Origin of the sequence: Paraflavisolibacter caeni, from assembly GCF_025628885.1 — a bacterium.
Taxonomy (GTDB): Bacteria; Bacteroidota; Bacteroidia; order Chitinophagales; family Chitinophagaceae; genus Flavisolibacter; species Flavisolibacter caeni.
Map to the genome: position 1 here is coordinate 354,643 of NZ_JAOTIF010000001.1, position 13,981 is coordinate 368,623.

The following is a 13,981-nucleotide window of genomic DNA, read 5'->3' on the forward strand; positions in this document are numbered from 1 at the left end:
AATAGCATGATTGCGGCGGACTGGGAGTGTTTATTCTCCAATCACCTTTATCAACATTCCCTTGGTTACACCGTCATTCAGTTGCATGCCATTCAAAATAGCGAGTTCTTCCAACTTGTTGGCTGGCATATTCAGGTTGCGTAATGCTTGATCCAGCGTTCCGGACTGAGCAACGGTTTTGATGCGAACCCGTTGCGGCTTTTTATTCAACTTGGACGTATCCGTTAACTGCCTGAAGTTCTGCATCGTATTTTGAAAAGTGGGCGCGTAGTTGTTGAAGTCTGACAGGCCGGACACGCCAAGCAATACATAGTTGATGTCGTTATACCTGATAATGTAAGACAATGTTCTGACTGCAGCCTGTTGCTGTTGCTGCGGTTGTTGGTCGGCTATCATGGCAAAAGCAGGGAGGCCGTTTACTGTTAATTCCTTTGATTCTACCACTTGCAACTTGTATTGTTGTAATACTGCATTGGCTGCTTCTTTGGGATTAGCACCTTGGGCAAGCGTCAGCATCATCATAGCCTTACCATCTTTGGGTGCAACTTGTACAGCCTGGGGCGTATTCTGGTAAGACCAGCCCTGTGGCACAGGAAACTGAAATTTTAATTGAGGGTGATAAAATACACTGTTTTCCAAATAACCTTGCCTGGGGTCTTCTCCATACACGATGCCTTCTATCCTTTTCAGGTATTCATCACGGTTAATTTTCGCATTGGTAAGGTTTAGCTTTTGTTTCCATTCAGTAGCTAATTTTGCTACAGTTGTATGCCTATCTCCCGGGTTAGGGTGTGTTGATAAAAATTCAGGCAATTCTTCGCCATCGCCTTTCTGTTGCTCTCTTTCCAGGGTAGTAAAGAAACCTGCCATTTCTTTGGCATCATAGGCAATTTTTGAAGAATATTCAACACCCAATCTGTCGGCTTCCCTTTCAGCATCACGTCCGAACTTGAGTAACAATAAAGAAAGCCCTTGTGAGGCTGTTTCTGCAAACTGTGACAGACCTGGTGCTAGCACAATGCCTGCCATCAATCCTATTTGTCCCAGCATAGCATTTCGTTGTTGCTCCACAGAATGGCGTGCTGCAATATGTCCTATTTCATGGCCTAATACGCCTGCAAACTGTGCTTCATTATTCAAATAGGCCATGATGCCCCTGGTAAAGTAAACATATCCTCCTGGTATAGCAAAGGCGTTCAGTACGTCGGAATCAAGTATCCTGAATTCATAATTGATATTGGGGCGGTGGGAGATGGCTGCCATTGCCTTCCCTTTTTCAGTGATAAAGTTCTGCAAGTCTTTATTGTCTAACAAGCCGTACTGCGCAATGATCTGCGGGTCTGCTTCTTTTCCCATCGCCAATTCCTGTTGTTCAGACATCAGTACCACCTCGCGCTTGCCTGTTACAGGGTTCCTGGCGCAATTGTTAAAGAGCAGTACTGCTGCTAGACAACTGATGATGATTTGCCTGTTCATAAGGGTTATGAGTTTTAATAATATAAGTATCTTCTATAGCAATCCCTTCACAATTACTATATGCAATAGAAATGCCAATGGCAGAAGTTGAATATATTGTCATAGTATGACAACAGAAGAGACAGCAGCCTAAAAGAATAATTTTTAAAAGTCATAGAACATCGCTATATTTACGAACAGTGTTCTACAAAATAACAGTATGGGGATAGCCGAACGCAAATTGAAACAAAAAGAAGAGCTAAAGGCCAGGATATTAATCACTGCCTGGCAGTTGGTAAAAGAGGAGGGTTGGCAGTCTCTGTCGATCCGGAAGATCGCTGATGCCATTGAGTATAGCGTTTCGGTTATTTATGAGCATTTTGGTAGTAAAGAAGCTATCCTGCTGGAGTTTGGTAAAGAAGGGTTTGGCTTGCTAGCCAAAAAGATTCTGAAGGCAAAAGAAAAGTCCAATGATCCTGCTGAGCAGTTGAAAAATATAGCAAATGCGTACTGGAATTTTGCATCAACAAATAAAGAATATTATCAGTTGATGTTTGGCCTGGGGATGCCTGGTTGTGAATTGGAAAAATGTATACCTGAAAGAGCCAATTTCAGGAAATTGATAATGGAACCAATTTCTGAGCTTATTGAAAAAAGTAAAAACCCGGATATTAACCCTTGTCTGAAATATTATACATTTTGGTCCATATTGCACGGGTTGAACTCCATAAAGATGATGGAAAATACAGGGGTCTCCAATGAACTAAACAAAATGGTAATGGAAGATGCCATTGCAGGGTTTATAAAAAATCTGGGTTAAGCTTTTATTTTAATAATTTTTTAGTACTAAAAAATTTAGTATTTTTATACTTCTCTTTTTAGATAATTTTTTCATCGAAACCAACGATTATGTGTACCAAATTTCAAATACCCTGGTACCGTACTCATGAATGTCACAATAGCTACTCTCTATACCTGTTATTATGGTCAACAGGTGCAGCATGTTTAAACATCTTGTTATTCATTTCTTAACTGGAAAGCAGCATGCTTTTCAAATCCTTACAACCATGTTCAAGTCTATAACCAATAAGCAAACAAAACAGTTTTTTTGTAGCATAGGTACAATCATAATTTACTATGCATGCAATCCATCATCCGGAAATGAAAATATGACTCAGCCACCACCATCATTACCGGTGGTAACAGTCATCAATATGCCTGCCACTACTTACCAGGAATATTCAGCCTCGCTGGAAGGAATAAAGGATATAGAAATACGTCCGCAGGTGGAAGGTTACCTGGAAAGGATTTATGTTGACGAAGGCGCTTATGTAAGAAGGGGACAACCTTTATTTCAGATCAACGTAAGGCCATACCGCGAGAAATTGAATAATGCACGAGCAAGTTTGGCTGCTGCTAAGGCCAACTTGTCGAATGCAGAAATCAATGTTTCTAAACTGACACCTCTGGTTCAGAATAATGTTGTATCGGATGTGCAGCTCAAAACGGCCAAAACAGCATATGATGCTGCAGTTGCCAATGTAGCACAGGCTCAAGCTATGGTGGCCAGTGCGCAGATCGATCTTGGATATACATCGATCAAAGCACCGGTAGATGGTTATATCGGGAGAATTCCTTTCAAAACAGGAAGTCTTGTACTCATGAATACGCCGCAAGCATTGACTGTTATTTCAGACATAAAAGAAGTGTATGCTTATTTTTCATTGAGCGAAAATGATTTTATTCAATTCAAAAATCGGAATGAAGGCAATACGATTGAGGAAAAGATAAAAAAGATGCCGCCTGTCGAACTGGTATTACCTGACGGCAGCCTTTATCCGCAGAAAGGTAAAGTACAGATTGTAGCCGGGCAGTTCAACAACACGATTGGAGCAATCACTTTCCGGGCTGCTTTTCCTAACACGGACAGGTTATTGCGTTCCGGTAATACTGGCAAAGTGCGTATAGCAAAAGAGCTGAAGACTGCGCTGGTAGTACCTCAGGAAGCTACTTTCGAAATACAGGATAAAGTATATGTTTTTGCTGTAGGCGATAGTAATAAAGTTGCGAGCAAACCTTTGATGATCTCAGGTAAAACGGAAGCTTACTATTTTGTTGAAAGCGGTGTGAAGGCCGATGAAAAAATTGTTTTTGCCGGCATTGGCAACCTGAAAGATGGAATGGTGATTGTGCCGCAGCCGATATCAACAGATAGCTTGTTTAAGGTAAAACCTCTATAAGTCCGGAAGCCTAAAAGTCTGTCAATTTCCTGACGTCCTTAGAATAATTATTTATCAAAAGACAAAAATGGAAGCTCATGCTTAAAAGATTCATTGAGAGGCCCGTTTTATCAACGGTTATATCTATCATTCTGCTTTTGTTGGGCGGGTTATCACTATTCTCATTACCGGTTACCTTGTTTCCCGATATTGCGCCGCCGAGTGTACAGGTAACGGCATTTTACCCGGGCGCCAATGCCGAAGTGGTGGCACGTTCAGTAGCTACTCCTATAGAAGAAGCCATCAATGGCGTGGAAAACATGACCTATATGACTTCCAACTCCAGTAACGATGGAAGCATGACGTTGACCGTTTACTTCAAACAAGGCACTGACCCCGATATTGCATCTGTCAATGTGCAAAACCGTGTATCCAAAGCCGTTAGTCAAATACCGCAGGAAGTAATCCAGTCGGGTATTTCCACGCAAAAAGTACAGAACAGTATCATCATGTTTGTGGCACTATCAAGTGACGACCCTAAGCAGTATAATGAACTTTTCCTGGAAAATTATATAAAAATAAATCTTATTCCCCAGGTACAACGTGTGCCCGGTGTGGGACAGGCTTTGGTATTTGGTACCAAAGATTATTCCATGCGTATCTGGCTGAAGCCCGACCGGCTGAGCGCAAACAACCTTTCTCCGCAGGATGTGTTGAATGCCATCAGGGATCAAAACCTGGAGGCAGCTCCTGGACGCGTGGGCCAAAGCAGCCCTGAAACATTTGAATACGTACTTAAGTATAAGGGTAAGCTAAGCCAAAATGAAGACTACGAAAATTTTGTCATTAAGGCAAATCCTGACGGTTCAATGCTCCGTTTGAAGGATGTGGCCCGTGTAGAATTTGGGTCTTATACCTATTCTTCGAACAGCCGGATGGATGGAAAGCCGGTGTCTGGTTTTGCCGTTTTTCAAACAGCCGGATCCAACGCCAACGATATCCTGACAGAGGTGGAGAAATTGCTGAATGATTTTTCTACCAGTCTTCCCAAAGGTGTAAAGACCACCACTATGTATAACTCCAAAGAGTTTTTGGATTCGTCAATTTACCAGGTGCGTGAAACTTTGCTTATCGCATTCGGGCTGGTATTTATCATGGTATTTTTATTCCTTCAGAATTTCCGTTCTACCTTGATCCCGGCTATTGCCGTACCTGTTGCCATTATTGGTACCTTTTTCTTTTTGCAGTTGTTTGGTTTTACACTTAACCTGCTTACTTTATTTGCATTGGTATTGGCAATTGGTATTGTGGTGGATGACGCCATTGTAGTAGTGGAAGCTGTACATACCAAAATGGAGCGAACGAAACTGCCTGCAAAGGAAGCTACGATACAATCCATGAATGAAATTTCAGGCGCCATCATATCCATCACGCTGGTAATGGCGGCGGTGTTTGTGCCAGTTGGTTTTATGCAGGGTCCTGCAGGTGTGTTTTACAAGCAGTTTGCATTTACACTTGCTATCGCCATTTTAATTTCTGCTGTAAATGCATTAACGCTTAGTCCTGCTTTGTGTGCGTTGTTTTTGAAAAACCTGCATAGTGATGAGGAAGGAAATGTGCATAAGACGAACAAAGGATTTGCAGGGCGTTTCTTCGACGGTTTTAATGCTGGTTTTAGCGCCATAACAAACCGGTATATACAGAGCCTGCAATTTTTGATCCGTCACAAATGGATCGCTCTAACGGGTTTGGCGGTTGTAGCAGCTACCAGCTTCTGGTTGGCAAATAAAGCTCCGACCGGGTTTATTCCTACAGAAGATCAGGGTTTTGTTTTGTATGCCGTTACTACTCCTCCCGGCAGTTCGTTGGACAGAACCCGCCAGTCTACAGAAGCTATTGACACTATTATCCAAAAGGAGGCAATGACGGATCACCTATATACTATTGATGGGCTGAATTTTATCAGCTTTTCCAATGCCTCTTCTTACGCCGCCGGGTTTATCAGGCTGAAAGACTATGATAAAAGAGGGGCCTTGAAAAATCCAGAGCAGATTGCCGGTATGCTAACTCAGAAGGTAAGCCAGGTAAAAGGCGCCAACACCTTCTTCTTTAACTTTCCCACGGTGCAGGGTTTTGGTAATGTGAGCGGTTTTGAATTTATGCTGCAGGACAGGACGAATGGTCCCTTAGACCGTTTGGGCAATACGGCTTATGCTTTTATCGGCGCCCTGATGCAAAGGAAAGAAATCGCATATGCTTTTACAACCTTTGCCTCAGGCAACCCTCAGTATATGGTTGAAGTGGATAATATAAAGGCAAAGCAACTAGGCGTATCTATCAGCGAGCTGATGCAAACCATGCAGATTTATTATGGGAGCAGCTTTGTTTCAGATTTTAACCGGTTTGGAAAATATTACCGCGTTATGGCGCAGGCTGATATTCCCTATCGTGCCGACGCCAATTCACTGGAAGGCATCTATGTTAAGAACAACCTTGGTGAAATGGTGCCGGCTAAAACATTAGTGTCATTCAAACGTGTGTTTGGTCCGGAAACAGTAACACGTAACAACCTGTTTAATGCAGTTGCCATCAACGGTTTACCCAAACCGGGATATAGTACAGGTGATGCCATTAAAGCTATTAAAGAAACTGCGAAACAGGTATTGCCCAGAGGATATGCCTTTGAATGGACAGGTGTAACAAAAGAAGAAGTCAAAACAGGTAGCCAAACAGCTTTTATCTTTTTGCTCAGTGTCATATTTGTATACTTCCTGCTGTGTGCCCAGTATGAAAGTTACATTCTGCCGCTCGCTGTTATTTTAACGGTTCCCACAGGGATATTAGGCGTGTTTTCATTTATTCGCTTTTTTGGCATTGATAACAATATATACGTCCAGATAGGCATGATCATGCTCGTAGGTTTGCTGGCGAAAAATGCGATCCTGATTGTTCAATATGCTGTACAGCGCAGAAGATCCGGTATGGGGCTTGTTGAATCTGCCCTGGAAGGATCAAGACTCAGGCTGCGTCCCATTTTGATGACTTCTCTTGCATTTATCGTAGGATTGATACCATTGACATTGACTACCGGCGCTTCTGCCCTCGGAAATCATTCTATCGGTATAAGCGCTATAGGCGGTATGCTTTCCGGCGTTATTCTCGGAGTATTGATCGCTCCTGTATTGTTTGTTATTTTTCAATACCTGCAAGAGAAAGTTGTAGGTAGGCCAAATCATAGAGATGTTTCCACTATGAATCATTGAGTAGAATAATATTTTCAATGAAATCAACTACGTAGTATATGATACATAGCATCAACTATAAATTATATTTCGGTCTTTTTCTACTGATTATTTTCGTTTCATCATGCAGGGTAGGAAAAGAATATCAACAACCGGAATTAGAATTACCAAAGCAGTTCAATCCGGTAAGTTTTTCTGATACCAGCAGTATAGCTGATATAGAATGGAAAAAGTTTTTTGCCGATACTATTTTACAAGATTTAATAGGGAGAGGAATTACTTATAATCACGACATGTTACTTGCCATAAAAAGAATTGATATTGCGCAGCAACAGCTAAAACAATCAAAAGTTTTGCAACTGCCCGAATTCAACTTCGAAGTAACAGGTCAATATAATTATCCCTCAAAGAACAGTTTAACAGGAATCAGTACAAAGAGCTTTTTGGGTAAAAGTCATCTTGAAAATTATCTGGCTATTGTCAGTATGTCCTGGGAAATTGATGTCTGGGGAAAAATACGCCGGCAAAAAGAAGCAGCTCTTGCAGAGTACGTTCAAACTTATGAGGCCGCGAAGGCGGTGCAGACTCAGCTCGTAGCAAATATTGCACAAGGTTATTTCAACCTGCTTATGCTTGATAAGCAATTGGAAATAACCCACAAGAACCTTGCTTTAAATGATACATTTGTACAGGCTACCCGGTTGCTAAAGGATGCAGGCATTGGCAATTCATTAGCTGTCCAGCAAGCAGAATCACAAAGGCAAACTACAGCATTGTTAATTCCTCTGCTTGAACAGGATATCGCCCTGCAAGAAAATGCTCTTCATATTTTAACAGGGCAACTTCCTGGTACACCTTTACGTAGAACATCATTACAGCAAGTTTCAATGGCAGATCATCTTTCTGCCGGATTGCCGGTTTCTATGGTGAGTAGAAGGCCCGACGTCCGGTCACAGGAAATGGCGTTAATAGCAGCTAATGCGAAAGTTGGTGTGGCGCAGGCAAATATGTACCCTGCTCTGAACATCACAGCGGGCGGGGGATTAGAGTCCTTCCAATCCAATAATTGGTTCCAGATTCCTAGTTCTTTATTTGGTTTGGCGGCAGGTACTATTTCGCAACCAATATTTGCAAGGAGAGCACTAAAAACGGCATACGAAATAGCGAAACTGCAAAGAGAGCAGGCTGTCATTCAATTCAGACAATCCGTTCTGTTAGCGACAGGAGAAGTGACAGATGCATTAGTGCAAGTGGAGCAATTAAAACAAGAGCAACAGATTGCAAAAAGCCAGGTAGATACTTTGAAATATGCTGTGTCTAATGCTCACCTCTTGTTCAAGAGTGATATGGCTAATTACCTGGAAGTAATCATAGCACAGAGAAGTTCAATACTGGCTGAGTTGAACCTGGCATCCATTCAGCGCCAGCAATTGGGTGCAATGGTAAATTTATACCGTTCTTTGGGCGGAGGGTGGAAGTAATATTGCATTAAGTTGAAGGAGCAGGTTCGTTAAACATTACTTTTCTAATCTTCTTAATTTTACTTATGCGTCAGCTTGCAGCTATAATGTTTGCAGATATGGTGGGTTACACTGCATTGATGCAGGAGAACGAAGAACTGGCAAAAAACAACCGGCAACGACTGAAAGAAGTGCTGGAAGGATCTGTACGGGACTTCAACGGGAAAATTCTGCAATATTATGGTGATGGTTCACTAAGCATATTCGGCAGTGCGATTGACGGGGTAAACTGTGCAATAGAAATTCAAAGGCAATTGCAGCAAGCACCCAAAGTGGATTTGAGAATTGGCATTCATACTGGCGATATTTCCATTGAAGAGGATCTGGTTTATGGTGATGGGGTCAATCTTGCCTCACGAATTGAATCACTTGCCGTACCGGGGAGTGTGTTTATTACGGAAAAGGTAATCGATGATTTGAAAAACCAACATGACATTTCAACACATGAACTGGGCTATTTCGAGTTAAAGAATGTAAAGAATCCAGTAAGGATATTTGCGATTTCGAACCCTGGGCTTACAGTCCCTGTGCGTAGTGAATTAAAAGGAAAACTAAAACCGCCATCCAACCGCCTTGCCGTTTTACCATTTGTAAATATAAGTCCCGATCCGGAAAATGAATATTTCAGTGATGGCATTACAGAAGAATTACTGAATGCGCTTACAAAAGTTGATGGGCTACAGGTTATTTCCCGTACTTCTTCATTTGCTTTCAAAGGCAAACATGATGATATTCGGGAAATAGGAATTAAGCTTAATGTTGACAAGATACTTGAAGGTAGTGTGCGAAAGGCTGGTAATAGGGTAAGGATTACCGCTCAATTGATCAATGTATCGGATGGTTATCATATTTGGAGTGAAAACTATGATCGAGATCTTAATGATATTTTCCAGATACAGGACGAAATCAGCAGCATTATTGCCAACCGGCTGCGGGAAAACTTATCCTTGGCCTCCCAAAAAGAACATCTCGTAAAGACTTCAACTCAAAATCCTACAGCTTATATACTTTATTTCAAAGGACTTCATTATTGGAACAAGATAACTCCGGCGGATGCCTACAAGGCAATCGAATGTTTTGAGCAGGCGATCAAACTTGAGCCGGAATATGCCCAGGCTTACGCCATGATTGCTGCTGCCTATTCTTATCTCGGTGCTACCGGACAGTTGAAATCTGAAAAAGCTTTTGATATTGTGCACAGGTTTAGTGAAAAAGCCATGCAACTTGATGACAGCATTCCTGAAAGCCATATAGCAAAGGCCAGTGCATTTTTGTTTTTCGACAGGAAATGGGATGCAGCCTATCAGTCTCTTCAAAAAGCCATTCATTTGAACCCTGCTTCAATGGGAGCTTATCAGGTATTAATGCTTTATTATTTAATAGTGGGTAAAAAAGAAGAGGCGCTGGAGACGATGGAGCATGCTATAGAAATTGATCCACTTTCACCCATAACGAATCATCATCTTGCTGAGGCTTATCTTTTTAATGAACGTTATGACGATGCCATCAGAATTTCAGACCAAATATTAGAAATAAACCCGCAATTGAGGATTGTTAAAGAAACTAAGGGATGGTGTGTGGGAATGAAGGGCGATTGGGAAAAAGCGCTTGAGTATTTCAAAGATGTACAACGGGTGCACCGGCATACCTATAAAGGTTTAGCGCCGATTGGATTTGCATACGCCAAACTAGGTCAAAGAGAAAAGGCCCTTGATATTATTGCTAAGATGGAAGAAAGGCAAAGACAGGAACCTGATACGGTAATTGACGGTGATCTTCTAATGGTGTGGTGGGCGTTAGGGGATAAGGATAAAGTTTTTTATTACTTAAACCAATGCCTCGAAAAAAAGATGGGCCCGATCAATTATATGTTTGAACATCCAGTAATGAAAGGTATTACGGATGATCCGCGTGTTGCTGCATTGAAGAATAAAATACTGAGATTGGAACAAATAGCTGCCCAGGTTTAATTCCATTACAACTAAATCTTTACTACAATCCTGCCATTACGTAATGCCAAATCCTCGTGGTGGAGGCGGTGCTACGGGTGATTGGGATGATAATAATTCAGGCGGTTGGGATAGCTATGATTCTGATAGTTCTTCCGATAGTTCCTCTGATTGTGATAGTTCAAGTAGCGATTAAATGAAAAACCTGGCCGGAGGCACTTATTCTGTTTTTTTTAGTCAATTATTCTAAGTCTTTTAATAAGTAATTTATCTTTCGAATATTGTCATTGTTTCTTCTTTCATATAATATTTCTAGCCCTTCTCTGTAAACAATTTTCCAATTAAGAACTAGCCAATCTTAAATATTGATTAAACAAGCTTTTGGGCAATAAGGTAATTGATTTACGAGTTTTGAAAATTTCTTTTCTTAAAACTAAAAATTTAGTTGTATGACTAAATTTTTAGTTTTAGCTTCGTTTCGAAATCATTACAAATGAAAACATTGACCAAAGCCGAAGAGCAGATCATGCAGGTACTCTGGAAGATAGGTGAAGGTTTTATCCGGGATGTGATGGATGCCGTGCCTGAGCCTAAACCACACCAGAATACAGTAGCCACTATGCTGAAAATACTGGTCGAAAAGGAATTTGCAGGCATCAAAACATTTGGCCGCCAACACCAGTATTATCCCCTGATCAGTAAAGATGCTTATTCCAAGGCTTCGATGAAGAGCCTGGTGAAAGGCTATTTTGATGGGTCGTTCAGTGATGCGGTATCCTTTATGGTGAAGGAAAAGAGCCTGAGCCTGGAGGACCTGGAAGCCCTTTTAAAACAACTAAAAAAATCAAAGAAATGATTGCTTTTGCCTATTACTTGCTGAAAGTATTTATCTGTTCTGCAGTCCTGTTTCTTTATTACAAGATTGCCCTGCAGGGTAAAGAATTTCACCAGTGGAACCGGTTTTATCTGCTCATCATTACAGTACTTTCTTTGGTTATACCATGTCTTGAGTTCCCAATTATGGAGCACAGAGCCCAGGCACCACAAGGCCCGATTCAAATTGTGCAGGTGGTGGCTTCTGCTGATCAATACGTAGATGAGATTTCAGTAGCTAACCAGCATACAACGTTGTCTGGAGAACAATTGGGCGAGTTGGTTTATATACTTATTTCCATCGTATTTGCCTTTCTGTTTGTCCGTGCCCTGCTCAACATGCAAAAGCTCATACGTAGCCATGTTGTTCAGACGAGTGGCAATGTAAATCTTATTGAAACGGATGCTCCAGGTACTCCCTTTTCTTTTTTCAGGTACATTTTCTGGAATCCTGATATTGATCTTCAGAGCGAGACTGGCCGCCAGATCCTGCAGCATGAAATGATTCATGTGCAACAAAAACATTCGCTGGATAAATTGCTCATGAAATTGATACTGATCCTTTTTTGGTGCAACCCGGTTTTTTGGTTGATCAGAAAAGAGCTAAGCATGATCCACGAATTTATAGCCGACCGAAAATCAGTAGGCTCTTCCGGTGCCACAGCTTTGGCTGCCATGATTCTACAGGCTGCCTGTCCCGGAGCTTTTCACCAGTTAACGAATCCATTTTTTAAATCCTCAATAAAACGACGCCTTGCTATGCTTACAAAAAATCACAATCCGCGGTTTAGCTATATCGCCCGGTTAATGGCCCTGCCTGTATTAGCCGTTGTTGGACTTGCCTTTACCCTGAAAACAAAAGAAGTGGTTGCAAATGCTGTGAACGCCAAAGAGCCCATAACGGTTGTCATTGATGCGGGGCATGGTTATAGGGAGGGCAACAAACCTGATGGTGCCAGAGTTGACGGTATTTACGAAGACGATTTGGTATTGGAGATCGCCAAGAGAATAAAGGAGGAAAATTCCAACAAGAACTTACATATCATTCTGACCAGGACAGACAAAAACATTGTGAATCTTGAAGAGCGGGTAAGAATTGCAGCAGAACACAGGGCAGATCTCTTTATCTCTCTGCATGTAGCTGCTCTACCTTCTTCCAACCCGCCAAAAGCAAAAAGATCAGATGGTATGGAAGTATTTATTTCCGGAAATAACCTTGCTATTCAGCAAAGAAGTGAACTCTTAGGTTCAGCTTTGATCGATCAATTAAAACTTGTACACAAAACTTTTCCTGAAATAATAAAAAGGGAAAAGATTGGTGTCTACGTCCTGGACAAAAATACCTGTCCTGCTGTGTTGGTTGAATGTGGTTATATGACAAATAAAACGGACATGGCATTTATAAAAAGAGAAGCCAATCAAAAGGCAGTAGCTCAAGCTATTTTAAACGCCATTGAACGCTATGCCGGACAGATTAATAGTGAAATGGTGCAGGAATCGGTGTCAGATACAATACCCAATAAAAATAAGGTATTCTTAAAGGTAGAACAGCCTGCGCAATTTCCAGGAGGAGAAAATGCTTTAGTAGAATTTCTCAAAAAGAACCTGAAATCTTCCGTTCCAGTTGCCAATAAGGCTCCGAAGGGAACCTATAATGTGATGTGCAGGTTCATTATAAATGAAAATGGCAAGCTTTCCGATTTCACAGCTCTGACTCGCTACGGCTATGGAATGGAGGAGGAAGCGCTTAGGGTCATAAGACTTTTACCAAACTGGATTCCTGCTGTACAAAATGGCCACAACGTGGCAACCTATTATACTCAACCAATTTCATTTGTAATAGAGGATAAAGGCAATCTGCCAAAGGATAGTTCAGGCGTTATTATAAAAGCCAACCCACAGGTGAAGTCAGATGCCAATCCTTTACTTAGCAATGCGGGTAATATAGTTTTTGAAAAAGCAGAAGAAATGCCTCAATTTCCTGGGGGTATAGAGGCATGGGCGCGTTATTTGCAAAAGAATTGTAATGCTACTGTCCCTGTAACAAATGGAGCTCCTGCGGGTACCTATACTGTATTGGTAAGGTTTATTGTTGATCAATCTGGCAGTATATCAGCTATAGAACCGCTAACTAAAAAAGGATACGGCATGGAAGAGGAGGTCATACGATTAATTGAAAAGGGTCCTAAATGGGTGCCTGCTAAGCAAAATGGTCATATAGTAACTGCATATAAAACACAGCCGATTACGTTTGTAGTTGCGGAGGAAAACAATCCGCGAAAGGATAGTTTAAACGTTATTACGAAAGTAAGCCCGCAGTGAAGTCAGAAGGTAGGTTACTTTGTTAAGTAATATTAGACCCTTATGGTTATTGCCAGATTTGTAGAATAAATAGGCATAGAATTACCCAGTTTAACTGTCCCTTCAATTAGTAACTGTTTTGCAATTTCAGTACATTTTCGATTTTCATAATAAATAATGAGACTTTAAACATGGGTGTGGAATTCTTTTAACCCTAAAAATAGTCCAGCTATAATTGATTGATTCATATCATATATATACATTCCATCTTATAAGTTTATTGACAGCAATGGCCTTATAAGGCCATCTCAGGTGTGCAGTAAAAAAACAGGTGCGCAACGCTGTCATCACTAGTTCGGAGTGATTGTTGTTGCCCGTGAATTAAATGTTTTTACTGTTCCAAAACCGACACTCCTGGTGCA

9 protein-coding genes are annotated in these 13,981 nt (G+C 41.3%); 8 read left to right on the top strand and 1 reads right to left on the bottom strand.

The window, feature by feature from the left end:
* Window positions 1–30: 30 nt before the first annotated feature.
* Window positions 31–1,476, bottom strand: a complete 1,446-nt coding sequence (locus OCK74_RS01515) for a M48 family metalloprotease (RefSeq protein WP_279295212.1) — start codon at window positions 1,474–1,476, stop codon at window positions 31–33.
* A 199-nt stretch (window positions 1,477–1,675) separates the two neighbouring features.
* On the opposite strand from OCK74_RS01515, the gene OCK74_RS01520 reads away from it, so the two are divergent.
* The 8 genes from OCK74_RS01520 (at window position 1,676) to OCK74_RS01555 (ending at window position 13,580) form a co-directional block, all read left to right on the top strand.
* Entirely contained in the window at window positions 1,676–2,275 is a 600-nt protein-coding gene (locus OCK74_RS01520; protein WP_279295213.1) for a TetR/AcrR family transcriptional regulator, read from the top strand.
* A gap of 349 nt (window positions 2,276–2,624) precedes the next feature.
* Window positions 2,625–3,695 carry an efflux RND transporter periplasmic adaptor subunit gene (locus OCK74_RS01525; protein ID WP_279295214.1) on the top strand — a complete coding sequence of 357 codons (1,071 nt, stop codon included), beginning with the start codon at window positions 2,625–2,627 and terminating at the stop codon, window positions 3,693–3,695.
* A gap of 77 nt (window positions 3,696–3,772) precedes the next feature.
* On the top strand, window positions 3,773–6,937 hold the full coding sequence (locus OCK74_RS01530) for an efflux RND transporter permease subunit (RefSeq protein ID WP_279295215.1): 3,165 nt from the start codon (window positions 3,773–3,775) through the stop codon (window positions 6,935–6,937).
* Window positions 6,938–6,975: 38 nt separating this feature from the next.
* Window positions 6,976–8,397, top strand: coding sequence for an efflux transporter outer membrane subunit (locus OCK74_RS01535; RefSeq protein ID WP_279295216.1), 1,422 nt, complete (start codon window positions 6,976–6,978; stop codon window positions 8,395–8,397).
* A gap of 65 nt (window positions 8,398–8,462) precedes the next feature.
* Window positions 8,463–10,406: an adenylate/guanylate cyclase domain-containing protein gene (locus OCK74_RS01540; RefSeq protein ID WP_279295217.1), complete on the top strand. Its 1,944-nt coding sequence runs from the start codon at window positions 8,463–8,465 to the stop codon at window positions 10,404–10,406.
* A 43-nt stretch (window positions 10,407–10,449) separates the two neighbouring features.
* Entirely contained in the window at window positions 10,450–10,581 is a 132-nt protein-coding gene (locus OCK74_RS01545) for a hypothetical protein (protein ID WP_279295218.1), read from the top strand.
* Between the two features lie 297 nt (window positions 10,582–10,878).
* A complete protein-coding gene (locus OCK74_RS01550; protein WP_279295219.1) occupies window positions 10,879–11,241 on the top strand; it encodes a BlaI/MecI/CopY family transcriptional regulator in 363 nt (120 codons plus the stop codon).
* The gene (locus OCK74_RS01555) at window positions 11,238–13,580 is read left to right on the top strand and encodes an N-acetylmuramoyl-L-alanine amidase (protein WP_279295220.1); all 2,343 of its coding nucleotides are present in this window, start codon (window positions 11,238–11,240) and stop codon (window positions 13,578–13,580) included. The genes OCK74_RS01550 and OCK74_RS01555 overlap by 4 nt, the downstream gene beginning before the upstream one ends.
* Window positions 13,581–13,981: the final 401 nt, after the last annotated feature.

What these genes read in the sequence shown, in the direction of transcription:
- OCK74_RS01515 (WP_279295212.1), bottom strand. Translation starts at nt 1,476, where the DNA reads ATGAACAGGCAAATCATCATCAGTTGTCTAGCAGCAGTACTGCTCTTT.
- OCK74_RS01520 (WP_279295213.1), top strand. Translation starts at nt 1,676, where the DNA reads ATGGGGATAGCCGAACGCAAATTGAAACAAAAAGAAGAGCTAAAGGCC.
- OCK74_RS01525 (WP_279295214.1), top strand. Translation starts at nt 2,625, where the DNA reads ATGACTCAGCCACCACCATCATTACCGGTGGTAACAGTCATCAATATG.
- OCK74_RS01530 (WP_279295215.1), top strand. Translation starts at nt 3,773, where the DNA reads ATGCTTAAAAGATTCATTGAGAGGCCCGTTTTATCAACGGTTATATCT.
- OCK74_RS01535 (WP_279295216.1), top strand. Translation starts at nt 6,976, where the DNA reads ATGATACATAGCATCAACTATAAATTATATTTCGGTCTTTTTCTACTG.
- OCK74_RS01540 (WP_279295217.1), top strand. Translation starts at nt 8,463, where the DNA reads ATGCGTCAGCTTGCAGCTATAATGTTTGCAGATATGGTGGGTTACACT.
- OCK74_RS01545 (WP_279295218.1), top strand. Translation starts at nt 10,450, where the DNA reads ATGCCAAATCCTCGTGGTGGAGGCGGTGCTACGGGTGATTGGGATGAT.
- OCK74_RS01550 (WP_279295219.1), top strand. Translation starts at nt 10,879, where the DNA reads ATGAAAACATTGACCAAAGCCGAAGAGCAGATCATGCAGGTACTCTGG.
- OCK74_RS01555 (WP_279295220.1), top strand. Translation starts at nt 11,238, where the DNA reads ATGATTGCTTTTGCCTATTACTTGCTGAAAGTATTTATCTGTTCTGCA.